The organism is Nostoc sp. (assembly GCF_036919555.1).
Lineage (GTDB): Bacteria > Cyanobacteriota > Cyanobacteriia > Cyanobacteriales > Nostocaceae > Nostoc.
The window spans coordinates 61,138-85,227 of record NZ_JBALCS010000119.1 but is presented as its reverse complement, the minus strand read 5'-3'; the positions used below and the strand labels follow the sequence as shown (position 1 = coordinate 85,227).

Annotated in this window: 20 protein-coding genes and 1 pseudogene; 11 read left to right on the top strand and 10 right to left on the bottom strand. The window is 40.8% G+C overall.

Annotation, left to right across the window (positions count from 1 at the left end; genetic code table 11):
• Window positions 1-149 (top strand): transposase (locus V7K36_RS32235; protein WP_335121935.1); only part of this gene is annotated, 149 nt, incomplete at its 5' end.
• A gap of 346 nt (window positions 150-495) precedes the next feature.
• Window positions 496-1,335, top strand: a complete 840-nt coding sequence (locus V7K36_RS32230) for a hypothetical protein (RefSeq protein ID WP_335121928.1) — start codon at window positions 496-498, stop codon at window positions 1,333-1,335.
• A 142-nt stretch (window positions 1,336-1,477) separates the two neighbouring features.
• Here V7K36_RS32230 and V7K36_RS32225 read toward each other — a convergent pair whose 3' ends face one another.
• Both V7K36_RS32225 and V7K36_RS32220 read right to left on the bottom strand, forming a co-directional pair.
• Window positions 1,478-2,179, bottom strand: a complete 702-nt coding sequence (locus V7K36_RS32225; RefSeq protein ID WP_442948538.1) for a Crp/Fnr family transcriptional regulator — start codon at window positions 2,177-2,179, stop codon at window positions 1,478-1,480.
• Window positions 2,169-3,566, bottom strand: coding sequence for an amidase (locus V7K36_RS32220; protein WP_335121926.1), 1,398 nt, complete (start codon window positions 3,564-3,566; stop codon window positions 2,169-2,171). The genes V7K36_RS32225 and V7K36_RS32220 overlap by 11 nt, the downstream gene beginning before the upstream one ends.
• A gap of 208 nt (window positions 3,567-3,774) precedes the next feature.
• On the opposite strand from V7K36_RS32220, the gene V7K36_RS32215 reads away from it, so the two are divergent.
• Window positions 3,775-5,289: a hypothetical protein gene (locus V7K36_RS32215; RefSeq protein ID WP_335121924.1), complete on the top strand. Its 1,515-nt coding sequence runs from the start codon at window positions 3,775-3,777 to the stop codon at window positions 5,287-5,289.
• 282 nt (window positions 5,290-5,571) lie between these two features.
• Here the strand turns inward: V7K36_RS32215 and map are convergent, their stop codons facing one another.
• The 4 genes and pseudogenes from map to V7K36_RS32195 form a co-directional block, all read right to left on the bottom strand.
• Entirely contained in the window at window positions 5,572-6,399 is an 828-nt protein-coding gene (map, locus tag V7K36_RS32210; protein WP_334824811.1) for a type I methionyl aminopeptidase, read from the bottom strand.
• Window positions 6,400-6,736: 337 nt separating this feature from the next.
• On the bottom strand, window positions 6,737-7,189 hold the full coding sequence (locus V7K36_RS32205) for a cupredoxin domain-containing protein (RefSeq protein ID WP_335121934.1): 453 nt from the start codon (window positions 7,187-7,189) through the stop codon (window positions 6,737-6,739).
• A gap of 197 nt (window positions 7,190-7,386) precedes the next feature.
• The gene (locus tag V7K36_RS32200) at window positions 7,387-10,128 is read right to left on the bottom strand and encodes a M16 family metallopeptidase (RefSeq protein WP_335121922.1); all 2,742 of its coding nucleotides are present in this window, start codon (window positions 10,126-10,128) and stop codon (window positions 7,387-7,389) included.
• A gap of 240 nt (window positions 10,129-10,368) precedes the next feature.
• Window positions 10,369-10,590 (bottom strand): annotated as a pseudogene (locus tag V7K36_RS32195) (Hsp70 family protein); the annotation flags it as partial.
• A 244-nt stretch (window positions 10,591-10,834) separates the two neighbouring features.
• Here V7K36_RS32195 and V7K36_RS32190 point away from each other — a divergent pair.
• The 4 genes from V7K36_RS32190 to V7K36_RS32175 all read left to right on the top strand — a co-directional run bounded on the left by V7K36_RS32190 (window position 10,835) and on the right by V7K36_RS32175 (window position 15,672).
• Entirely contained in the window at window positions 10,835-11,626 is a 792-nt protein-coding gene (locus V7K36_RS32190; RefSeq protein ID WP_335121920.1) for an SAM hydrolase/SAM-dependent halogenase family protein, read from the top strand.
• Between the two features lie 412 nt (window positions 11,627-12,038).
• Window positions 12,039-12,212, top strand: a complete 174-nt coding sequence (locus tag V7K36_RS32185; protein WP_335121918.1) for a helix-turn-helix transcriptional regulator — start codon at window positions 12,039-12,041, stop codon at window positions 12,210-12,212.
• A 93-nt stretch (window positions 12,213-12,305) separates the two neighbouring features.
• On the top strand, window positions 12,306-14,330 hold the full coding sequence (locus V7K36_RS32180; protein ID WP_335121916.1) for an ATP-binding protein: 2,025 nt from the start codon (window positions 12,306-12,308) through the stop codon (window positions 14,328-14,330).
• Between the two features lie 7 nt (window positions 14,331-14,337).
• Entirely contained in the window at window positions 14,338-15,672 is a 1,335-nt protein-coding gene (locus tag V7K36_RS32175) for a NurA domain-containing protein (RefSeq protein WP_335121914.1), read from the top strand.
• A 509-nt stretch (window positions 15,673-16,181) separates the two neighbouring features.
• On the opposite strand, the gene V7K36_RS32170 is transcribed toward V7K36_RS32175, so the two are convergent.
• Complete coding sequence (locus V7K36_RS32170; protein WP_334948190.1) at window positions 16,182-16,925, bottom strand: response regulator transcription factor; 744 nt, start codon at window positions 16,923-16,925, stop codon at window positions 16,182-16,184.
• Between the two features lie 158 nt (window positions 16,926-17,083).
• On the opposite strand from V7K36_RS32170, the gene V7K36_RS32165 reads away from it, so the two are divergent.
• Genes V7K36_RS32165 through hetI form a run of 4 tightly spaced genes read left to right on the top strand, consistent with a single transcriptional unit; the run spans window position 17,084 to window position 19,287 of the window.
• Window positions 17,084-18,148, top strand: coding sequence for a YheT family hydrolase (locus V7K36_RS32165; RefSeq protein ID WP_335121912.1), 1,065 nt, complete (start codon window positions 17,084-17,086; stop codon window positions 18,146-18,148).
• Between the two features lie 25 nt (window positions 18,149-18,173).
• A complete protein-coding gene (locus tag V7K36_RS32160; protein ID WP_335121910.1) occupies window positions 18,174-18,347 on the top strand; it encodes a DUF6888 family protein in 174 nt (57 codons plus the stop codon).
• Window positions 18,344-18,553: a DUF6887 family protein gene (locus tag V7K36_RS32155; protein WP_335121909.1), complete on the top strand. Its 210-nt coding sequence runs from the start codon at window positions 18,344-18,346 to the stop codon at window positions 18,551-18,553. The genes V7K36_RS32160 and V7K36_RS32155 overlap by 4 nt, the downstream gene beginning before the upstream one ends.
• Before the next feature lie 26 nt (window positions 18,554-18,579).
• Window positions 18,580-19,287, top strand: a complete 708-nt coding sequence (gene hetI / locus V7K36_RS32150) for a 4'-phosphopantetheinyl transferase HetI (RefSeq protein ID WP_335121907.1) — start codon at window positions 18,580-18,582, stop codon at window positions 19,285-19,287.
• An 82-nt stretch (window positions 19,288-19,369) separates the two neighbouring features.
• Here hetI and V7K36_RS32145 read toward each other — a convergent pair whose 3' ends face one another.
• From V7K36_RS32145 to V7K36_RS32135, 3 genes are all read right to left on the bottom strand, one after another.
• Entirely contained in the window at window positions 19,370-20,173 is an 804-nt protein-coding gene (locus V7K36_RS32145) for an SDR family NAD(P)-dependent oxidoreductase (protein WP_335121905.1), read from the bottom strand.
• Window positions 20,174-20,724: 551 nt separating this feature from the next.
• Window positions 20,725-22,233, bottom strand: coding sequence for a thioester reductase domain-containing protein (locus V7K36_RS32140; protein WP_335121903.1), 1,509 nt, complete (start codon window positions 22,231-22,233; stop codon window positions 20,725-20,727).
• A 2-nt stretch (window positions 22,234-22,235) separates the two neighbouring features.
• Window positions 22,236-23,912: a PfaD family polyunsaturated fatty acid/polyketide biosynthesis protein gene (locus V7K36_RS32135; RefSeq protein ID WP_335121901.1), complete on the bottom strand. Its 1,677-nt coding sequence runs from the start codon at window positions 23,910-23,912 to the stop codon at window positions 22,236-22,238.
• Between the last annotated feature and the right edge of the window lie 178 nt (window positions 23,913-24,090).

Genomic DNA, 24,090 nt, shown 5'->3' with positions numbered 1-24,090 from the left:
ATCGGGACTTATACAAAGCCCGTCATCTTATTGAAAACTTTTTTGCCAAACTCAAGCAGTACCGAGCGCTCGCAACACGCTACGACAAACGCGCTGCAAACTTTTTAGGTGCAATTTATCTGGCTGCTTCTGTCATTTGGCTCAATTGATGACACGCCCTAGGATTTACGCTAATCTTCCAAGAAACACTCCTACAGTTTCGACTGTGGCTAGAAGTCGTACAAATCTCTAAGTTATTGCAAAAATTTTTACTAACGCTACTGAGCTAGGCTCTGCTTCTATCTGATTATCGGTGTTTTAGGGGGTTATGAGGTTCTTAATTTTGAATTTTGAGTTTTGATAGCGCATAGCGTAGCACGAAATGTCATACTTTAAATTAAGCGAACGGGTTGACGATAGCGCCACAATTGTTTTGCAGATTGGTAATAAAACCGAATTTACCAAAAGATTATGTTGATGGCGTTTGCTCTAAATACAGTATGAAAGTCTAAAAAAATGCCTAATATCAAAAATTCCAGAAACGATTTGTGGCAAAAAACATCATTTTCTACATGCTCATATATTAAGTCGTTACGTGATTACCGTCCATTTATTGTTCGTCGTGCTATACAAAGCTGGGCTAAAGTACTAGAGCTTCCTTTTGCTGAAAAAATATTTTTAGATGATAGTAGTCCTGATTTAAATGGCATAAAGCTACTTCAATCATCCAATCAAATCAATCGTTTTGATTGTGTAAGATATAATACTATGAGCCACCCCCCTCATAGTAATTTTGGAATTCTTATTAGTCTAAATCTTTGTAAATCTGATTATATTTTACATTTAGATGACGATATTGAACTAGTTGGAACACATCAAGACTGTATTAAGATATTGGAACATGGTCTGACTATTCTTAATGAAGATAAAAATATTATGGGAATAAATTTAATGCATGTAGATACAAGCACTGGGGGACAGTGGGGTCCTAGTAAAGATTATTTTGGAAGTAATATTTTTTCTCATCCCATTCAATATTTTGGAAATTCAGCATCTTTAATTAGAAGAGAACTTTTAGAAGTCGTAAGTTTAAATAAAATTTTTAATTGGGGTAAAAAACAGCCAACTAATTGGGAAGAGTTAGTTTCAAATTCCGATGATACTTCTTCGTTTCTTGTCGCTAAGGTTGGAACTCCCTTTACAGTTGATAAAGATGCATGGTTATTCAAAAGCACATTTAGTGTGTCTACTTTAGAAAGATATAAATATTTTTTGCTAAAGAAATTAGGTTTAAGCACGCAAGCATCCCAATTTTCTAATAAGATAAAAGAAAGGGAATATAATTCCCGATTGTAGCTTGCAGCTGGTGTTTAAACTAAAAACAGGCGATCGCTATTTTCTCGTAGTTTTTTGCAAAAATCCACCCGGATTTTTAGAGAGCGTATTAGCTAATATGTTCAGATGGTAATGTACCAAAAGCGATGCCTGCGGCGGTAAACTACGCATCCAATTTCTCAGCATCAAGTATCATAATCGTCCCACCCCGACTATAAGCAATTACTGACTTGAGACTTTTAATTAACCGCACACATTCTTCGTAACTAATGCCGCTACTCCGAGCCATGCGATAATAAGACAATTTTACTTTTAAACACTCGCCTTGTGAAGTAAATTCAGTTCCAGATTCAGCAGCAAAATATTGAATTAATCTGGCAAGGCGAACAATAGCTCTTTCAGAAACTAATCCGTGGACTGTTTCATGTAATTGCTGAATCCGACTGTTAAAAACTATCAGCATTCGTAATGCAATTTCAGGATTTTCTCCAATAGCTTTTAATAAAGTATCTCGCTCTAAAGTGAGAATCTCACAATCAGATTCAGCAGTGACAGTTGCCGGAGAAATTCCATTTCCCAACAAAGCAGGAGCCGCAAAAATTTCTCCAGCAGCTAGGGCGCGTAAAATAGTTTCTTTCCCCGTTGTTGCTGTTTTGGTAACTTGAATTGATCCACTGACAACAGCATAGAGTTTTGCTGGTAAGACATCGCTCTCATGCAGAATAATCTCTCCTTTGCGATGGCGTTGCACCTGAGTGTAAGGTTGCAAATTTACTTTGTCTGCTGTTTCTAAACTTGCAAACACAATAATCTGTTCTGTGAAAGTTGTTCCAGGGATGCCTGCATGATTAGCCTTAGGTTGCAAAGGCTGGACGATGATGAATCCAAGGGTTAGCCGCTTCTAATTGGGCTGCTAGGCTGATCAGGGTAGCTTCAGCCGCAGGTTTCCCAATTAGCTGCACACTGATGGGTAAACCCTTACTATCAAAACCTACAGGAATTGCGATCGCAGGTTGTCCAGTTGCATTCGCAGGCGGACAAGGGGCAACCCATTGAATAATATTTTGGAATGTTTCTTCTGGACTCAGCGAAGCCCATTCCCCAACCATGATCGGTGAATGTAGATAAACTGGCAATACCAACACATCCACGGTATCGAAAAACGCCACAATCTGCCGTGCCACTATCTGCATTTGAGAAACTGCTTGCAGGTACTCAGCAACAGAACCTGTGCGGGCAAATAGCCAGCGATTCACTGGTTGCAAGGCTTCAACAGGAAGTCCCGACGCAGCCACCCCAGCTTGCCAGACGATTTGAAATGGTTCAATTAAACCGCTAAAATCTGGGGATTTCTGTTCAACTTGGTGGCCAAGTTGTTCTAATAACTCGACTGTTTGGCGGACACCTTGCTGACAGTTGGCGTCAGCTTCTCCCAAAGGAGAAATGTTAGTGTCAAAAGCAATTCGCAAAGCACCGAGTTTTGTCTGAGTCGCGGCGAGAAATGATGCTTCGGGATCAGGCAACCAGTAAGGATCGCCTGTGACATAGCCAGATATGGTATCCAAAAAGGCGGCAGCATCAGCGACAGTCCGGGCGAGTGGCCCGTTGGCGGCAATTCCAGCCAGACGTTCGCCTACGGGTGCTTTACTCACCCTGCCCCTGGATGGTTTTAGTCCCACCAAACCACAACAAGCCGCAGGCCCCCGAATTGAACCACCGCCATCAGAACCTTGAGCGATCGCACACAATCCGGCTGCTACCGCCGCCGCCGCGCCACCACTGGAACCGCCAGGGGTGTATTCTAAATTCCACGGATTTCTGGCTGGGGGAAAACCCGTAGGTTCGCTGTAAGGTAATGAACCTAATTCGGAAGTGGCTGTTTTACCGAGAATAGTAAATCCAGCTTGCTTAATCCTTGTCACAACCCCATCATCATAGTTAGGGATATTATTCAGTAATGCCAGATTTCCAAAAGTGCAGGTAATATCTGCTACAGCGTTGAGGTCTTTAATCGAAATCGGCACCCCAAAAAATGGCGGTAGTTCTGAGGTAGTTGTCAATAATTCTGTTTTGGCTTTGGCATCTGCGATCGCTAGTTCTGCCGTCACCGTAAAATAACTTCCTAATTGGGGATTCAACTGCCCAATCCGTTGTAAATATATTTCCACTAACTCTAGCGGTGATACTTCCCGGCGACGAATTAATTGCGCCAACTCTAGTGCTGGGGTAAATGCTAAATCAACTTCATTCATAGGTTAGTGGATGGGTAATTTTGTCTTTCTCTGGGATTTTAAAACTTAAATTGTTACTTTAGCAGGATTTATGGGAACTATACATTTTATGGCTCTTGAGATTTGTGACTTAACTAGGATGCTCAGATGCAATAGGCGTGGTTACGGTCTTACTCAAGCCATTTTAATTGTTTCGCATAAACTTTCGACAAATCCCCAAGGGGTATTTATGGCTAACCTAGAAGTACTTGTGAGTGAATTGCCAACACTGATTCAGAGTCTAAAACTGACTATTGGCGATTCTAATGAAATCACCGAACAAATTATCCTGATCAATAATGCTCAGGAACAACTACGGAATCTTAAAAAATTAATTGCTCAGGAATTGAAATTTGATCACATCAAAAATTCGGCGATCGCTACACTTCCTCGAATAGGTACAGTAGCTAGTTTGTTTATACCTAGTGTGGGATTAGTAGATCCAGCGATCGCAGAAAAATTTGGCCACTCAGAAACTGAAATTTCATTAACTGATTTACAATCAAAAATTGATGACTGGATTGAATGGGGTTATTTTTTGCAGGCGATTGCCGCCGATATTCTCAGTGATGTCCAGTTGGTCAATCAACTAAATTCTGATATTAATCATCTCAGCCTCACCGCCAATTTTCAGCTAATTTCTGAAAGCTTAAAGATTAACTTAGACTTTGGCAACTTTAATATTTTAGAGCGTCAAATTCAAAAAATCAGCAGTTTTCAAAATGAGCTATTAGAGTTACAACAAAAATTAAATTATATTTTTAATGCTATTAAAAGTAGTCATAGCTTATTAAATATTTTATTAGGCGTGTCTGCTTTCTATGGTAAATCTGGCTTCGCCTTAGAGTGGTTAGATGATGACCACGAATTAATTATATCGAGTGAGGGGAAATTTCAAGAATTGACAGATATTCTGAATGATTGTGATTTTTTCCAAGAACAAATTGCTGGTTTAATTATTCAGGGTGACACTTTAAGAGAACAGGCAGAAGAAGCACTAAAAAAGATTGAAGAACAAAGTAGTAAAGAACCAATTCTTAGCCAGCATGTAGAAATAGTACCAAAGTTTTCGACACCAAAAATAGTCCGTTCGTCTTTGATTATAGCCTCAAGTTTATTAATCTTAGGTTTTGGTGTTTGGAAAATTAAAGAGCAAAGTCCACAATTGCAGCAGATGAGTCTAAGTTTAACTCAAGAAGGAAGTGCGAACGCCAACTTTAAATCTGCTCAAAAACTCGGTATGGAGGCTGCTTCTCTGGTTCAAAATCCACCGCATCCTCTAAAAGTCTGGCAACAAGCACAAAACAAATGGCATCAGGCAATAATCTTGTTAGATAGTATTCCTAATGAAACATCAATTTATGACAGGGCAAAGAATAAATTAGCTTACTATCGGATTAACTATAATGCAATCAATCAAAGGGTCTTAATTGAAAATAAAGCTGTAGCAAACTTAGAATCAGCCCAAAAACTAGCAATAGAAGCTAATTTATTTGTACAAAATTCACCTGATTCACTACTAATTCGGCAGCAAGCAAAAGATAAATGGCAACAGGCAATTAATTTATTAGAAGCGATTCCAGAGAGTACGTTTGTCTCTATACAAGCTAAAGAAACGCTTCCTATTTATAAAACTAACTATGCGGCTATCAGTAAAATAATCCAAAAAACAGTATCATTAAGATACAAAAAAACCAGATTTTAACTCAATACGGTTGGGTTAGTGCCATTAACCCAACCGTATTGGATTTTAACTACTGCTAAATACCAAAAACTTAAATTTTGTACTTAAAAAAGGTACTTTTCGATAACTATCAACTTGGGTTAGATAGCTATCTAGCGATGAAAAAAAAGCTTTTTCATGGCATCAAAAGCTTATGAGATAAGCTTTTGATACAATGTTGCGCGTAGGCATAGCCCGCCAGAAGTATCGCCTGAATCGACCGTTACCAAGCACCGGGAATTTCATAACCCGCAACTTGGGTAATTACACCTGAGAACGGTCAGTCAAAATCTCATAACCAGTCTCTGTCACCAAAACTGTATGCTCAAACTGAGCCGACAAAGAATTATCCACGGTGACTGCTGTCCAACGGTCAGATAATGTTCGGGTGTGTCTAGAACCTGCATTTAAAATTGGCTCAATTGCCAGCGTCATCCCCGCACGGAGTTTAACATTCGGCATCTCGCGGGTACGGTAGTTGAATACTGAAGGTTCTTCATGCAGGTTACGACCGACACCGTGTCCAGTGAACTCTTCGACTATACTAAAGCCGTTAGCTTTCACATGGTCTTCAATTGCTCCAGCTAAGTCAAGTAGGTATACACCCGCCTTTACTTGTTCAATACCCTTATATAAAGCTTCTTCTGCGACGCGAATTAATTTAGCAGCTTCTTCCGTCACTTCACCGACAGCAATTGAAATGCAAGAATCACCATGAAAGCCTTGGTAATAAGCGCCCGTATCTACTTTTAATACATCCCCCACCCGAATCACTTTCTTAGGACTAGGAATGCCATGTACTGCTTCATTGTTAATGCTGGAACAGATAGAACCTGGAAAACCGTGATATCCTTTAAAACTCGGTGTTGCACCCATTTCGCGGATACGTTTTTCTGCATAAGTATCCAAATCAGCCGTTGTCATTCCTGGCTTTACTAGCTCAGAAATTTCTTTGAGGACAGTTGCCACAATTGTCGCTGATTGCCGCATGATTTCAATTTCACGCAGCGATTTAATTTCAATTCCTCGGCGTTGCTTTTTTGCAGTTGCAGACTGAGTTGTTTGAGAAAGTAAGTTACTGAAAATGTTCATAGGAAATTAATAATTACTGGTGGCTCTGCCGCTTAACTATCAATGCTTTCTCTAGATTACTTGAGAAATAATATCTATAATTTAAGTTATTTTAATCCCTGATCCGGATTCTTCGAGTTTAGCCGCTAATGTATATAGAATAACATATTCGCATACTCCTGATGTGTTGGACTTGAATCAAAAGCGCCATAACTTGTTTTTCGCCGCACACTATGGGACTTAGTAGAGCTTTGCGTAAAATCGTGGGAAATTGAGGGTTGGAATTTTAACGCAAAGAGGCACAGAGGGGCGCTGAGAATTTGTTACTGCTCAATTATCTTTATTAGTTGAATAATTTTTAATTCTTGATGGCAATTTCTCCAATCATACCAGCTTCTGTATGTCCGGGTATTGGACAACGTAAGCCATAAGTGCCAGATTTCAGGGGCACAAATACCCATTCGGCCTCAGCACCTGGCTTGAGTTCCAGTTCGTGAATGGCTCCTTTGATTTCTACTTTGCCTGCTTCAACTTTTTGTGTCCAGATGCCATCGGCAAAATCTTTAGCAGTAAAATAGTGTTTCAGTTGGCTGGGATTGGTAAGCCGTAGTTGATAGCGTTTGCCTGCCAGTAATTCCAAATGATTTGGCTCAAATTTGAGTTCGTTAGCCGCATTACCCAAGCTAACTGTAATTTCTGTGGCTGGCTGCTTGAGCAAATCGCCAGACAAATTTGCCGCCATTGCGGGAGTAGCAGCGATGAAATTGAAACTCAGAAACAACGTTAATATCACGTAGTTAAGCCGTGACATTTGCAGCCAAGCAGTACCGGGGAAATTAACAAATGTAATTACAATTTGATATAAATATTTGTGAATTTTCATCAGTAGTTATCAAAGAACAATGCTGGTGAGTATAAACAATTAATCGGTAGCGGGAAAAATCACTTTACCCATTCTTTATATTATCCATGCCCAATGCCTATCTCTACTTAATTGCTTTTTTCTGCTCACACAGATGGCCCAGCAGTGACTACCACGATTTGATCTGGGTGGAGTAACTCACGAGCCGCTTGATTAACTTGGGCAAGGGTGACTTTCTGGATTTTATCAGTGAAGGAGTGCAATTCTACTTTATCTAGTTCGTACACCTCATTCATCAGAATTCTATCTGTTAATTCCTCTGGGTTTGCTAAGGAAACGTTGTAGTTGCTGATGAGGGTGCGTTTAGCTGTTTCTACTTCCAGTGCGGTGACACCTTGTTGATGGATTTGCTGTAAGATTTGGTGGGTGCTAGCGATCGCTTTAATGCTATCTTCTGGACTAGTCTGCATCTCAATCAAAAATGTCCCTGCATTCTTCCCGGCTTGGAAGTAGCTATAAATTCCATAACTCAAACCTTGGCGATCGCGCACTTGGGCACCCAGTCTACTAGATAAGGTATCGCCTCCCAAAATCTGGTTCAATACTAAGGCTGCGTGAAACCGAGGATCATAACGGTTAATACCTGTGCAACCCATATAAGTAACAGCTTGGGCTTTACCTGGTAAAACTGGGTTGACACTGACTATTTTATCGGGCATTGGCACCGGAGGATATTTTAATGTTGGTGCTTGGCCGTTAACTTCCCAGTTACCAAACTTATTTTTAATCAGCGATCGCACTTTGTCCAGATCAAAATCTCCTACCAGCGCTAGCACTGTCGTGTCTGGACGATAATATTTAGCTTTGAAATCAATCACATCTTGACGCTGAATCTGTTGTAAACTCGCCTCTGTGGGAAAGCTGTGTAAGGGATGTTTTTTCGGGTAAATTGACTGAACAAATATTCTTCTGGCTACTTCTGATGGCTCATCTAATTCCTGTTGCAGATCAGTTAAAGTTTGTTGACGATGCAGTTCCAATTCTTTTATTGGAAAGGTACAATTTTTAACAACATCTGCCAATATCTCAAGGAGTATCGGCAAATCCTCTGCTAAACTATCACCCTCAATATGCACACCTTCGCGGTAGCTTTGAAAGTCTAAACTCGCCCCTCGTTGTGCCAAGACTTTGGCAATAGTTAAGACATCCTTGCTATTGGTGCCATTGAGCAAATTCTCTGCTACAAAAGCAGCCAGTCCAGCTTTATTATCTGGATCAAATTCCGTCCCGGCTTGAATATGACCGCTCAGGGTAACGGTGGGAGTACTATTATCAGGTAGCAGTAATATCCGCAGTCCGTTGGTAAATTTAAATTGCTGTGGGAGGATTTGGGCGATGTCTTCTCTACCAGAGGCTGACGCTCGTTCGCCCTTGGCGTCTCCCCTTGGGAGAAGACTCGCTGCTTCGCTAATGTCAACGACGGCAAGCAACGCATCTGTAACCAAATCCACAGGCGGTAAGTATTTCATCACCTCAGAAAAAAGTCCAGGTGCTACAGGAGAGAAATTTTCTGTAGTATGGGCTGAGTCTGGTTTGTCACCAACTTCTGTTATCTGCTTCTGGGTTGGTTCAAAAAAGCCTACTGTCCGGGCTTCTTTTGTCAAGTATTTGTTAATCACAGCGACAATATCCGTTGGCTTCACCAGATGGACAGCTGCCAAATAGCGGTCTGTGTAGCGATAATCACCAGCAGTTGTCTGATCATTGCCTAATCGCATTGCTTGAGAGGTGATATCACGATTACTCAAAATTACATCTGCCGTTAATTGGGTTTTGGCTCGTTCAACTTCCTCAGATGTCACGCCTTTTTCTGCTACATTAGCGATCGCACTACTCAACACTGAGTCAATTTTTTTCAAATCTTGTTTAGAACCAGCCGTCACCAACACCTCATACCAGCCAGATTCCCGCAAACTGGTAACGGATGCTGTAACTTCATTAGCTAAACCTGACTCCACCAATGCCTGATGAAGTCTAGAATTCCGTCCCTCTGTAAAGATGTAGTCCATCACATCCAGTGCTGGCACATCTGGTTGATTTGCATCCGGTAGCGGATACACAACTTGTAACAGCCCCCCTGCTCCCGGTTCTCGCAATACTATGGGAGTCCTGAGTGCTGAGTACTGAGTGCTGAGTGAGGCTTTTGACTCAGCACTCAGCACTCGTTTCTCAGCACTGTTCTTTGGTAGTTTGCCAAATACTTCTTTAATTATTTCGAGGGTGTTTGCAGTTTGAAAATCTCCAACAATCACTAAGACGGCATTATCGGGAGTGTAAAAATTGCGATAATATTTTTGTACCTGCTCAACTTCAAATTTCTCAACATCAGCTTTGGTACCACCTACAGGCAACCCATAAGCATGGTTGGGAAACACCGCCTGCATTACGGCGCGGTTGAGGCGATATTCTGGACTATTTTCGTAACCTTGCAACTCGGAAATTACTACCCGCTTCTCACTCGCTAATTGCTCTGGCTCAATCTGGGAATTTTGCATTCTGTCTGCTTCCAGCACTAAGAGCGCTTTCAGCTTGTTTCGTTCCACAGTACCGTAATATGCAGTTTGATCATAGCTGGTGAAAGCATTGGAATCACTACCTAAAGCACTAAACAAACGTCCAAATTGAATTGGACGATTTAGAGTGCCTTTAAACATCATGTGTTCCAACTGGTGTGCAATGCCATTCACGCCCGGTTCTTCGTTGCGTGAGCCAACCTGATACCACACTTGCACCGTCACTACTGGCGCAGTATGCACTTCTTTTGTCAAGACAGTTAGACCATTCTCCAGTACTGTCTTGCGGACATTTTCTGTCAGTGTTGAGGACATTATTCTTTTTGCTAGCAAGGTTGACTGGTATTTTCCTTCGTTAGATTTTGTTAGATGTAGTTGTATATTGGCTATGATCAGGTTGATCGCTCAATAAAAAAACCGCTACTAGCCATAAGCTTAAAATTAATAACAGTAAGGGATATTTATACAATCTGGAAAATCCATAGTTTTATTTATATATTAAGTTACCAAAAAATTGGGTCTAAAGCCTCCCCTTCTAGTTCTACTTTTTCTGGGATCGCTGTATAGCTGTTCATTAGAAAAGTAATCTTCTTTAGCTTTGCAGCAAGCAAGTTCACAACGAGCTTGGTGATGCGGATATTCCTGAAATACTTTTGAAAGTAACACTTTTTGCTCGTGTTGAGCAAGAGTACGTGCAAAAATAGTCTTGTCAATTAGGGATGCTCCCAAAGTATTACTTCCGAAATCTATCGGGATTTCTTCTAAGCTCTTAACCAGGTTCTGAACCAGCTTAACTATTTGGTCAATGCTGATTATGTTATCAATATCTGTCTGGAGTTGGTTGCGTTCTTCGCTAAAAAGTGAACTGATTGTTTTCCTGGCGTTGACTAAGAGTTTAACGTTACTAATAGGGGTGAAATGAATATTTCTCTGCTCATTTCACGCTGTAATCATAATGATCACCGAATAATTCATAATTAGGTTGATTGCAAATTAGTACTCTTAAGGAAGGAGCAGCAGAATGTTTATCTGCGTCATTGCAGACTACGGTACAGGAGATCCGGCATTTATTGAAGTCACACAACGTCTGCTGATGGCTTTTCCCGATGCCCAAATTCATTTACTTTCGGTTCCAGCATTCAGTACCTTGGCAACGGGATTCTGGATTGCCCAACTGGGACTCAACCCAGGACCTAGCGATCGCTTAATTTATCACAACTGTGCGCCTCGTCAGGATGATCCCGAAGCCCGTCGAGATAATGAAGGTGAAGGGCTAACTTATGCCCTTTTATCTAACGGTGTAAAAGTAGTGGGTGTGAATGCGGGCTACACCCTCTCCTTTATCAAAGACTATACAAAGGAGTTGCGAGTGGTCAACGTTTCTCGTAGTGGATCGCAGTTTCGCTCACGGGATGTGTTTCCTCCGGCGGCGGGGGCGATTATGGGTGAAGATTTTAGCGTTCTGGGAGATAGCCTTAAGAGTGAGCAAATCCCAGATGTTCCACCAGATCGAATTGCCTGGATTGATGGCTACGGCAACATCAAAACAACTATTGGGGCGCATACACTTAACTTGGAGCCTCAAACCAAGATCGTGATCCGAATTGGAGATGTGGTCAGTGATGCAGTGTATTCTGATGGCAGTTTCAAGGTATCTGAAGGAACTTTAGCCTTTGCTCCTGGTAGTTCCGGTTGGTCAAGAGGCGATTCAGGAGAACCATTGCGCTTTTTAGAGCTATTTCTGCGAGGAGGGAGTGCTTGGGAGCGCTTTGGTCGTCCCCGTGTGAATCAGCAAGTAACTCGAATTGCTTGAACTACTGATAAAGCTAAAGCTTCTGATGCACATCATAGTGCGGTCAGTCGCTTCTCTATGAGACGCTGCGCGTAGCTTACCGGAGTTATTGTTATCATTGCGTTGACTAAGACTTTAACGTTACCAATAGGGGTGAAATGAACACTTGTCTGCTCATTTCACCCTGTAATTAGATGATGACTGATGTAATTAACTCAAGTTGCGTAATTCCACCATCTTTTTACTGGAAAATTGCGCTCAATGTTATAAGAAATTTTGCATATGGTTGAGACATATTTCAGTGTATCTACGGTGGCTAGACAGCTTTAACATGACTAATTTGTAATAAATAATATAGCATCAGCCACTTAAGCTAGGGAATCAAGTTTAGAACTTAAATGATTATCAAAAAAACCTTGGCTGTCAGCCAGAGGTGGGGCAGATCATTCGTGATCTGCGGCTTTTGGCTGGGCTAACGCAAGAACAATTTGCAGCCACTCTAGGCGTTACTTATACCACGATTAATCGTTGGGAGAATGGACACTCTAAACCGTCGCCGCTAGCGATGGAAAAGATTGAGGCGCAGCTGCTTCAAATCGGCGATTGAGGTAAGGATTTATTGGAGAAATATTTGCCTTATTAACTAATATTTTCTGCTATATTTGGTGCTGAAATCAGTAATTTTAAAAGGGAATTATCAATGACACTAAGTTTTACCGATATAATAGCCAAAATGGCATCTGTTGATTTATTTAAAAGAAATAGTAGTACAGGCAATATAGAAACTGGTATTTTTATTGGGCGCCCTTTTCACATTGATTATGAAAAAGCATATATTCTAATTGCTGACTCTTGGAAGCTAAAAGCTAAGGGAATTCCCCAAGGATCTTTTCTATTAGCTTATTACGAAAATGAAGACAATGTTTATGAGGTATTGCTTCTCAGGGTTTTGAAACCAGCGAAGTTACCTACTGATAACGATGTCATCAGTTCAATGATTGAGTATTACAAGGACAATTTGAAGACAAGCGGTAAAGAGAGTCAGTTAGATAGCTATACACGATACGAGTTCAGCTTTTCTGGTCTTGAATGCAGGGCTTTAGGAACTTTTTACAAAGATGATGCAGGACATACACGCTTTGGTGCTGACGTTGAAAACTTCTATAGCGCCCATAATTACAGAGTTATTAAGCCAAACCCAGATGTATTAGAACTTATTGTTAATTTCCGAGAAGAGGGTATTACAGGTAAACCAACTGATATCAAAATCGGGAAGGTACGCTATAGCTCTAGTCTTCGATTCCAAGCACAAGAAGATGCTGTACCTGTCTTCGTCAGTCCAAAAGATTTCCTTGGTAAACGTACTGCCCTTTTTGGGATGACCAGAACAGGTAAGTCAAACACAGTAAAAAAAATCATCCAAGCCACTGTTTTAATGAGTGATAAGGCTGCTTATACACTCAACAGCAAGTTAAACGGTAGTGACGCAGCAAATTTAGAACCATTAACTAAAGATGGATTACCAAAGTACCCGGTTGGTCAAATCATCTTCGACATCAATGGCGAGTATGCAAATGCCAATATGCAGGATGAAGGCACAGCCATTTTTGAAATATACAAAGACCAAACCATCCGATATAGCACTATTAACAAAGATGGTTTTCAAGTTATGAAAGTTAATTTCTACCGAGATATATTATCTGGGTTTGAATTGATACGAAGCCACTTAGAACTCGAAACTGCTGATTATACGAAAAGCTTCTTGTCAATTAACTTTGAAGAACCAAAGGATAAGACAGATTTTTCTGCTATTACACGGTATGAGCGTAAAAAAGCCGCTTATTTGTGCTGCTTGTACAAAGCAGGGTTTACTGTACCGGATAACCTTAAAGTAAAGTTTCAAGGTCAAAAGGAACTCAATCAGTTGGTAAAAGAAGATGCTACCCTCGACCCAAGTAAAGGTATTTCACTTGAAGAAGCCAGCAATTGGTTTACGACAATTTGGGAAAAGCACAATGATGAGTTCTTCACTAATTACAAAAAGGATAAAGGACATGATTGGGCTGATGAAGAGTTAAGAGCTTTGCTAATTTTTCTGACACGAAAAATGCAACCTAATGGGAAAGCTACTATTAGTGGGTATGTAAAGTTGCGAGATATTGCTGAACTTCATACAGAAACAGATGGTAAGCCCTTCGAGAAAGAAATTATTGAGGAACTTCGCAAGGGTCAGATTATCATCGTAGATTTATCTCAAGGCGACCCAGACATTCAACGCTTATATTCCGAGCGCATTTGCCGACAGATATTTGCAGATGCAATGAACCACTTCATCCAAAATATTCCCAATAACTTCATTCAATTTTACTTTGAAGAAGCTCATAATCTTTTTCCAAAGAAAGATGATAAAGACTTAAGCCAAATCTATAACCGAATAGCGAAGGAAGGCGCAAAACTCAATCTTGGTTTAATTTATGCTACTCAGGAAGTCAGTTCAATTAGTTCTAATATTTTGAAAAATACTCAAAATTGGTTCATTGCTCACTTAAATAACGAGGACGAGACAAAAGAAATTAAAAAGTATTATGACTTTGGAGATTTTACTGACTCTCTAGTTAGGTTTAGCGCGGATAGTGACAAAGGTTTTGTACGCATGAAGACTTACTCCAATGCCTTTGTAGTGTCTACTCAAATTGACCGTTTCTCTAAACAATCAGGAAAGTAAGTAGTCTATGGGATACACAAGTAAGCATGGGCGGCGTCCTAATGAGTATGCCAGCAAGTCTGCACATAGCCATATAATTAACGACCAATCGCTACAAGAATTTCTTAACCAGTGTAATATTCCTAAATTAGCAGATGAAGTTGCAATTTCTGACTGTGATAACTTATTCTATAAACCTCTAGTTAAAAATCCAATACGTAACATTATCGCTATTGATGGTGGATATAGTGAAATAGCTGTGCAAACTAGTTTCCCATCATCAACTGTCTGCTTTTTTCAAATCGGGGCGTTGATTTTTAGCATTGACGACCTTGATGGACTCGGTAAGCAGCCTTTCATAGACCCAGATGATATGACGAAGTTAAAGCAGATTCAACGTTTAAAACTAACTCTGCCTGTTCGTAATATCCAATTTAAAAGTGAAAGTACACTTGTAGACTCAGTACGTAGAACTATTCATAACTTTTTCTGTCAGAAGGTGGACAATGAGGAATTGATTGCAACACTACGATGGTTCATCTTTCAAGAGTATGATGTAACTTTATCAACTAAGAACTTAGCAAGCTGCCCAGTTTGCGGAAGTAAAGATATTCCCCTTAACCTGGGAGAAATGACAAATGACTATACCTTTTCCTGTAATCATTGCAGCACTGAGATTTTTCTAACAGATATATTCCGGCTACACGAAGCTATCGATGAAGAGTTAGGTGCTGGTGGTATTCTAGGATATTTGATGACTACGTTAGAGCAGATTATCCTAGTTCACCTCATTCGACTCATTCTTAAGATGAAGCCAGATTTGCTGAAGGAAATCTTGTTTGTTAAGGATGGACCGCTTGCCTTTTTCGGACAAACAGCAAATATGTACAGCCCGATGCGATCGCTTGTCAACTTTCTCTTTAAACATCACAACTTATATCTAGCTGGACTGGAAAAGAGTGGAGCCTTTGTAGAACACGCTGATGAGATCTCTGAAAAGCTCACAAACGGAACTGTCCTAATTCTTAACAACGATTATATCTACAAGTACATCCTTCCTGGTAAAGCTGACCCAACAAGACCTTATGGCTCTACAACTTACTATAGCAATAAGTTGATTTTTAAGACATTAGCAGGTGGGATGTATATTGTTTCTTTACCAACTTCAAGTAATATGACGAATCCTAAAGAGGCAGACTTCCAAAACATGCGTGCAATTTTAACCAACGTTGAGAAGCTCAAGTGCGATATGTACGATAACTCTCTCATTCCTATTGCTTTAGCAAACAAGCTTGTCTCTTTAGCTGACCATCCAAGTTCTAGAATTCTTCAGAAGTTTGCAAAAGGTGTAATACAGACTTAGCTGTGGTTTCTGGAGATGATGCGATCGCATCTCTCATTTTTAGCCAACTACTAGACTAAGCGAAAAAATTTAATGTGTAGGTAAAAATGCTTGTCCGTTCAACTTCTTCTATTGGGATTTTCTTGGTCGACACCGCCAACAACTACAATCTCAAGGAAGGATGAGTTTTATTTTAAAGAATTTGGATAAAATGTCTCCTAAGGAATAAGAATTAAATAACATATAATTTATATCCCTGGCTTACCTCACCCCCAATCCCTCTCCTTATAAAGGAGAGGGAAGCTAGAGACATTTTATTTAATCCACGTTCCTGAAAAATTACAATCTATCCGCCAACAAGCCCAAGATTGGCACGCCCAGTCGTAATATATCGCACTGACTTTTCACGGTATCTGGAAAACCTCTCTCCTAGAACGAGAGAGATTTTGAATTTTCCCCCTTCCCGCATCGGGAAGGGGGTTAGGTTTTCGTGGGCTTTTCCAGATGAATTAAGGGAATTTAGCGTGATTTCATTCCACGACTGTTACTGAAGCCGCTTCATTTGATGGAGCTATACCGGGTAACTCCAGACAGTATCCAGCACCATACACTGTCTTGATATAGCGAGGGTGGCGGGGATCTGGTTCTAACTTGGTTCTCAAGTGGCGAATATGGACTCGAATCGTTTCAATGTCGTCATCAGGATCGTAGCCCCAAACTTCTCTGAGGATTTCGCTGGGAGAAACTGTTTGACCGTGGCGTTGCAGCAAGCAGTGAAGTAGCTCAAATTCCAAATGAGTCAATTTCACCGTGTCATTGAACCATATTGCCTCAAATCTTTCGGGAACGAGAGTGAGTGAGCCATAGTTGAGAATCTCACTATGCTTTGCTGCTTGGGGAATGCGGTCAGTACGCCGCAAAAGTGCCCGCACCCGCGCCAGCATTTCTTCAACTTCAAAAGGCTTGGTGAGGTAGTCATCTGCGCCAGCATTGAAGCCTTCCACCTTGTTCTGAGTTTGGCTCAAAGCCGTCAACATTAACACGGGAATCTCAGAGGTGCGATCGTCACGACGCAGGCGTTGGCAAACGGTAAACCCATCTACCCTGGGCAACATGAGATCGAGCATGATCAAGTCTGGTTGTAACTGGAGAGCCAGTGCTTGACCTTTAATGCCGTCTTCAGCTTGACTAACATCGTAGCCAGCCATTTCCAAGTTGACGGCAACTAGTTCTGAAATCGCTGGGTCATCGTCTATGACTAGAATCCTCGGCATTATTAAAAAATTATTACTACTTATTAAGGATAAATAACAACCTTTGTATAGATACAAAGATTTTTGAGTCGATTATGAAAAGGTTTTTAAATCTTACATAAATATTAAGATTAAATGACTGTGAAATCAAGACTCAACTACATGAAATCTTATAGTCTATGATGTGTTATACTCCCCCCTACAATCCGTCTTGGTTTTTACAAAACGGTGTGATGATGACTGTATACGCCGCTTTGTGGGGAAAAGGTTACTGGGAAAGTACTATTCCATTACAAGAACCGTCTTATCATGAGAAAATTTTTATTGGTGGCCAGGGTGTGCCAATTTTTGGCTTGGTTGCCATCCCTGAAAATGCTCATAGCACGATTATCGGTACTTATGGCATCACTGGGGAGTTAGAGACAGAATGGTTTTTGAGAGTGCTAGGACGTAAGGCTTACGCTCAAGGATACGCTGTGGTGTTATTTGATTGGCGTGCCCACGGCAAAACTGCCCAATTTTCGCCGACTCTGACTTCTGATGGTCTATATGAAGGGGAAGATTTTGTTCGCATTGCCGCCGCAGCTAAGGCAATGGGATGTCCAGGGAAATTTTGGTTTACAGGGTATTCTTTAGGAGGGCAATTGGCGCTATGGGCGGTGAAGGTTGCTCTTGAGGTGATTAGGGAGCATGGAGATTTAGGACTAGAAGATAGTGATATTGGTGGTGGTATGGTGATTTGTCCCAGTTTGGATTCTGAGCGATCGCTATCTTATCTAGTTACAAAGCCCTTCGGCAGATATTTGGAAGCAGGGATTGCACAGAATTTAAAAAAACTGGCATGGCGAATACATGATGCTCATCCTGAAAGCATTGACCCAGCAGCCATTGAACGGGCGAACAGCATTTGGGGTTTTGACAATGAATTGGTAATTAAGCGATTAGGGTTTCCTTCTGTGGAAGCATATTACCAAGCTAGTAGTGCTTTACAAATATTGCCGCAAATCTCGAAACCGACTTTGATTTTATATGCTGCTGATGACCCACTTTTTGACCCAGTTATCATACCAGAATTGCAAGAAGCGTGCGATCGCAATCCCGCAATAGATTTATTACTCACTCAGTACGGTGGCCATGTAGGCTATTTGAGTAGCAAAGAGTGCCAACGCCAAGTACAAGATTCTGATCCTTGGTGGGCATGGAATCGGATTTTACAATGGTTGGAGGAAAAGCGCAATTCGTAATTAGGAAAGTCAGAATAATTTTAATATGCCAACGCCAGAGCAAATGCGAACTTGTTTCGTTCTTAGTTATTGGGCAACCAAGATGTATTTACCAATATATTTGATTCGGATAGACGAGCGGACAAAAAATGTAATTATTCTGGCTGGAGAAGAGACAGAAATCTTAATTTACCCAAATGGAAAATGGAGATATTTATGAACCAACCAGATTTTATGTCAATGAGCCGTGCCCAATTGCGTAAATATATCCTTGAACACAGGCAAGACGAGGCAGCCTTTCAAGTTTACGTGGATAGGTTTAAATCTGACAGTAATGAAATATTTCCAGCGCCACAAACTATAGACGATTTAAAAAACTTTCCCGAATTACAACGTCAGCACCAACAAAAACCTAATCAAAGTTAATTACGAATTACGAATTACGAATTATCATGAATCTCTGGCTACCTGCACCAACAGATTTAACTTTGTTACCAGATGAGATTCATGTCTGGCGCATAGACCTTGACCAACCAGAACTACAGCTGCAAAATTTAGCAGCAACTCTTTCGAGTGACGAAATAGCTCGCGCTGAACGGTTCTATTTTCAGGAACATCGACAGCGTTTCATCGCTGGTCGCGGTATTCTCCGAACTATATTAGGTCGCTATTTGGGTATCCAGCCTCTACAAGTGCAGTTTAATTATCAACAGCGCGGCAAACCAGTATTAGCGGATAAATTTGCTGATACTGGACTGGCGTTTAACTTGTCTCATTCCCAAGGGTTGGGTTTATGTGCGGTGAATTGTACTCACCAAATTGGTGTAGACCTAGAATATATTCGCTCGATGTCTGACTTGGAAGCTCTTGCCAAACGGTTCTTTTTACCGAGAGAATATGAAATGTTGCGATCGCTATCTCCCAACCAACAGCAAGAGGTATTTTTCCGTTATTGGACTTGTAAGGAAGCTTATCTAAAAGCAACTGGAGATGGACTATCCCAGTTAGAGCAAATTGAGGTGTCGCTGGCTCCCACAGAACCAGCCAAGTTACAGATAACTGAAGACTGGAGTCTTTTTGAACTAGTGCCGACTAACAATTATGTTGCTGCTGTTGCTATAGAGAATTTTGGCTGGGATTTGAAGTGTTGGCAATATTAATACTAGTCATTAGTCATTAGTTATTCTTCCCCAATGCCCCCTGCCCCCTGCCCCCTGCCCCCTGCCCCCTGCCCCCTGCCCCCTACTTATCTTCCTGCATATTTCTCACAATTTTTGTCACCAGGTTTCTGGGTACAAATCTGACGATTTTCGCCAGTAGTTTATTGATAAAACCAGGAATAACAATGGTTTGGCCTTTCATTAAGGCGCGAAAACCAATTTCGGCTACTGTTTTTGCATCCATCATTTTCTTACCCTTGAGCAACTTAGAGTCAGCCATCCCGGTTCTTTCATGAAAGGCAGATGCGGTTGAGCCTGGGCAAAGAACTGTCACAGTGACACCTGTACCTTCTAATTCATTAGCGATCGCTTCTGAAAAAGATAAGATATAGGCTTTAGTAGCAAAATAAACCGCCATCAAAGGCCCAGGTTGAAAGGCAGCAGCTGAGGCAACGTTTAATATTTTACCTTGACCTTGCTTTACCATGTGCTTCACGAATAGCTTAGTTAAATGGGTGAGACACACCAAATTTACCTGTAGCATTTCCAGTTCAGTAGCTAGGTCTGTTTCGTGAAATAATCCATAGATACCAAATCCGGCATTGTTCACCAGCACATCAACCTTAATATCGGCTTTTTGCAACTCTGCGAAAATTTCTTCAGGAGCTGTTGATATAGATAGATCCTTAACAATAGTTGTAACTAAATTTCCAAATTCTTCTTGGAATTTAACTGCAATTTCTACAAGCTTTAGCCCGTTTCTGTCTACTAAGACAAGATTGTAATCATGAGCAGCAAAAATACATGCTAACTCGTAGCCAATTCCACCGGCTGCCCCAGTAATGAGAGCAGTTTGTTTGCTCTGTCTTTGGTGTGTTGTGTTCATGTAAAAAGGTTGGTGAATTCAACTTGATGAAGCTGCATTGCATTTACAGTGGTTCTCGCTATACAACTAAGTACGCGTAATATCTGAACCGACAAGAAATGTCTTGAGTTATTGACCTTTCAAATGCTTGTGTGATGCGTTGGATAGATGTAGCAGTCCAAACGCAAATTTATGATTTATGCATCGAAGAAGTTGAGCATTAAAGAATTTCGGTTATGTTCGACTGCTAGCGCTAGCTTTTGATTACTCACAAAAGCCAGCATGTAAAATCAAACTTTTATGCCCGACACTAATCATTCTATCCTCAATCAAGGGGTGAATACTAAAAAATTACATTATTGAGCAGAAAAAAACAGGGCAATTATATTGCCGCTGTTGGTGTATGAGTTGTTGCTGGCATCTGAAATATTGGCTATTCAGTAGTACTTGTTTCTCAAAAACATGGACTAAACAAAATTATTTTATAGGTTGTGTTACGGCTTCCGTAACGCACCGAAGTATCTGGGATGGTGCGTTACGTACCTAACACACCCTACGGAAGTTGTGAGTTCCTAAGCGATATTCAAGAAACCACTTTGAATCAAGTAGGCGGTATAAGTCATAAACAATTGAGAGTCAATTGGAGGACAAGCAATTGAACTGCCTGCTAGTGCATGAAGAGTATCTTGGCAGCTAATATGGGGTCTTCTAGCTTGTAGGTACAGATCAGGAATAGTCAGTTGTTCATCAGACCAACGTTCTAGTAAAAAGGGTCGCAGAGTGTATAAAGGATTGTCCACAGAAGACACATTATTGATCAACTCTGCTTGCCATTTTTCATAGGGAATCATCTCAACTGAATAACCAAATGAGCGTATCCATTCAACTAGCATTTTCAAAGCGGCAGGTTGGGGATGTTGTAAATTAAAAGCTTTGCCTACAGATTCTTTTTGGCGTGATAGATAAACAATGGCTTTACTTACATAATCCACAGGTGACATATCCAACATATAATCTACATCAGGGAAATATCCCATTTGTAGACAACCCTTGGTCATCAAATTGATAAAGTCATGTGTGTTACAAATACCTGTTTTGCTATCACCTGAAATCAGTGGCGGTCTGTAGATAGTTACAGGAAGTCCACGGTCACGCGCAATCTTGACTAACTTTTCAGCTACCCATTTAGTTTGGGAGTAACCAAGATAAATACCTTCCCAATGATTGAATTCATCCTGTTCTTTGACAATTTTGCCAGCATAAGCAGGTGATTCAAAAATAGCGACACTAGAAACGTAATGTACAGGCTTGACTTTAATTTGACAAGCCAATCTTAAAACTTCCTGTGTTCCTAAAACATTGGCTGCCTTCAGTGCAGAGTAGGGAAAAACATAATTTAACAAGGCACCACTATGATATATAGTATCAATATTGGCAGCTAAAACTTGAAACTGTTCAGAGCCAACACCTAACAATGGCTGAGATAAATCGCCGACAATCGGAATAATTCTGGAGTTAAATTGTTCCTGCCAAATGGCATACTGATGCAGATTATTTTGGAGTTTGCTTTTGCCTTCTTCGGCATTAGCAGCACGCACTAAGCAATAGATATCCGCATTGGTTTCCTGTAACAATTCCCGGATGACAAAAGCTCCTAAAAAGCCTGTTCCTCCAGTTAAAAAGATGTTTTTTGGTTCACCTACAGGCGCATTAGATGCAGCACCGGGATGGATGGTGGGGTCAAGAACAGCCTCGGCACTTAAATCTAGAACCGAGGGAGCAGCCTTAGCATTAGAGGATGTCGTATCTTGAACTGGTGAACCTTCTTGCACTTCTTCAGCTAAACGCTGTGAAAGGGCTTCAATATTTGGGTAATGCCACAGAAGCAATGGAGATGGTTGAAATCCTAGCAACTTTTCTAAGTTACTTACTAGAATCATTGCTTGGGCTGAATCCAACCCATAGTTTTCTAAATGTTCTTTGACATCTATTTCATCAGTTGCTACTCCTAGCAACTTAGCTAAGTTAGATACCAAAAATACTTGAATATCGTCTGCTGTGAAAGACTGTTTTATAGTCATTTTTAAATCTCCAACAATGATGTAGAACGAACAGGGTGATACTGACTGTAATAATCGGAAGCTTGCAGCCCTTGAATTTTCAAGTTTTGGACACGATACAAAAAGGCTGCACCAGTCATAATTTGATTAGCAACATCAACTACCCGACGATTATTTGGTTCAGAGAGGTAGGAACCCCGTACCCAGTCATTGAAACCGCCCATTGCCGGGCCACACCAAATTTGATAATCGACCTCTCTACCTTTTTCACCAGAACTAGACCACCGAGAAGATAATCCTAGATACCAGCGGAAAATCAACGCCATTTTCAGTTTAGGATTATTGACTGCTTTCCCAAGTTTCTCAGGATTCTTTTGGGACAAATAAGCCGCAGTTCCTTCCCATACTTCAGCAATACTTTTGCGAAAAACTTGTTTTTCTAATTTTTCTCTTTCTGCCAAAGGAATCTCTTCAATCGAATTATAAGCGCGATAGAGTTCAAATAATTTCTGCGATCGCATGGGGAACATCGTACCCCGTTTGAGAACTTGTAATTTGACTCCCATTTCAAACATATCTGCTGCTGGAGCCATCATCATATCAGCCATTTCTGCTTGAGCTAATAACTTTTTGGTGTGTTCACAAGCTCCAGATTCAATGCATGACTGATTAATTGAGCCGGTCATTACATAAGCAGCGCCCATCATAAAGGCTGCTAATGCTGATTGTGGTGTACCAATTCCCCCTGCTACCCCGATTCTAATGGGTGTTTGGTAATGATATTGTGCTTGGATTTCATCCCGCAAGGCAATAATAGAAGGCAACAAACAAATTAAAGGACGGTTATCTGTATGACCACCAGAATCAGCTTCAACGGTAATATCATCAGCCATCGGAACTTTGGCTGCAAGGGTTGCTTGTAACTCAGTAATTAGTCCTTCGTCAAGAAGTTCTTTGAGAATTCTCGCTGGTGCTGGTTGCAGAAATTTAGTAGCAACTTCTCGGCGAGAAATTTTAGCAATGACTTTATTTTTGATTTCAATTTGATTGGCGTTATTCAACCCCAATCCAGCAACACGGTAATAAACAATGTTGGGGGTCAAGTCGAGAAATGCAGATGCTTCTACTGTTCTTACTTGATATTTGAGATATAAATCCACAGCCCGGCGTTCAATCGCAGGTTCATTAGGACTGTGAATTAAATTAAAAGCATAGGGTCCTTGAGGTAAAGCTTGTTGAATGCGGTTAATGGCTGCTTCCAAACGTTCTGGAGTTAAACCACCTGCACCAAAGGAACTCAAAATTTGCTCTTTTCCGAGTGCAATGACCATTTCTTCGGAAGCAATTCCGCCAGCCATTGCGCCAGTAACGTAGGCATATTTCACTCCATGAGAGGAGAGAAAATTCGGATCTCCAAACTGTTGAATGCGGATTGGTGCTGCAAATGTCAACAGTTCTATTTGTGCTGTTGTGCCATTATCACCTGGCGATAAATACCCTTCATTAGTGACACCGATTTTTCCGGCAACTTTCACGAGGTAGCAGGGTTTATCTAATACCATCAATTTATTTTTGATGGTTTGTTGCTCAAAAGATACAGTTTCTAAAGAACCTTTCCAAACCTGGTTTTTGTTATAAGACCAAGCAGAGAAATTAAGACCATTATCGTGTTTACTTAGTACCGTATCTACGGTTGTCACGGCAGTTATCCCTCGGATTACAAGCAATGGATGATAAAAGTGAAGGGTCTAGACTTTTTATAAGAGTCTATGTTTTCATACCAATTCTCTGTGAAGATGCACGTAATAATTTTTAAACGAACCGCGTTCGCGCAGCGTCTCGTTGGCGCAGCCTCTCGTAGAGAAGAGAAGGAAGAGA

Bases quoted from the DNA above. Each gene is read 5' to 3' on its own strand.
- V7K36_RS32170 (WP_334948190.1), bottom strand. From the start codon at position 16,925: ATGCCGAGGATTCTAGTCATAGACGATGACCCAGCGATTTCAGAACTA.
- V7K36_RS32230 (WP_335121928.1), top strand. From the start codon at position 496: ATGCCTAATATCAAAAATTCCAGAAACGATTTGTGGCAAAAAACATCA.
- V7K36_RS32140 (WP_335121903.1), bottom strand. From the start codon at position 22,233: ATGACTATAAAACAGTCTTTCACAGCAGACGATATTCAAGTATTTTTG.
- V7K36_RS32220 (WP_335121926.1), bottom strand. From the start codon at position 3,566: ATGAATGAAGTTGATTTAGCATTTACCCCAGCACTAGAGTTGGCGCAA.
- V7K36_RS32165 (WP_335121912.1), top strand. From the start codon at position 17,084: ATGATGTGTTATACTCCCCCCTACAATCCGTCTTGGTTTTTACAAAAC.
- V7K36_RS32175 (WP_335121914.1), top strand. From the start codon at position 14,338: ATGGGATACACAAGTAAGCATGGGCGGCGTCCTAATGAGTATGCCAGC.
- map (WP_334824811.1), bottom strand. From the start codon at position 6,399: ATGAACATTTTCAGTAACTTACTTTCTCAAACAACTCAGTCTGCAACT.
- V7K36_RS32215 (WP_335121924.1), top strand. From the start codon at position 3,775: ATGGCTAACCTAGAAGTACTTGTGAGTGAATTGCCAACACTGATTCAG.
- V7K36_RS32205 (WP_335121934.1), bottom strand. From the start codon at position 7,189: ATGTCACGGCTTAACTACGTGATATTAACGTTGTTTCTGAGTTTCAAT.
- hetI (WP_335121907.1), top strand. From the start codon at position 18,580: ATGAATCTCTGGCTACCTGCACCAACAGATTTAACTTTGTTACCAGAT.
- V7K36_RS32180 (WP_335121916.1), top strand. From the start codon at position 12,306: ATGACACTAAGTTTTACCGATATAATAGCCAAAATGGCATCTGTTGAT.
- V7K36_RS32160 (WP_335121910.1), top strand. From the start codon at position 18,174: ATGCCAACGCCAGAGCAAATGCGAACTTGTTTCGTTCTTAGTTATTGG.
- V7K36_RS32190 (WP_335121920.1), top strand. From the start codon at position 10,835: ATGTTTATCTGCGTCATTGCAGACTACGGTACAGGAGATCCGGCATTT.
- V7K36_RS32200 (WP_335121922.1), bottom strand. From the start codon at position 10,128: ATGTCCTCAACACTGACAGAAAATGTCCGCAAGACAGTACTGGAGAAT.
- V7K36_RS32155 (WP_335121909.1), top strand. From the start codon at position 18,344: ATGAACCAACCAGATTTTATGTCAATGAGCCGTGCCCAATTGCGTAAA.
- V7K36_RS32145 (WP_335121905.1), bottom strand. From the start codon at position 20,173: ATGAACACAACACACCAAAGACAGAGCAAACAAACTGCTCTCATTACT.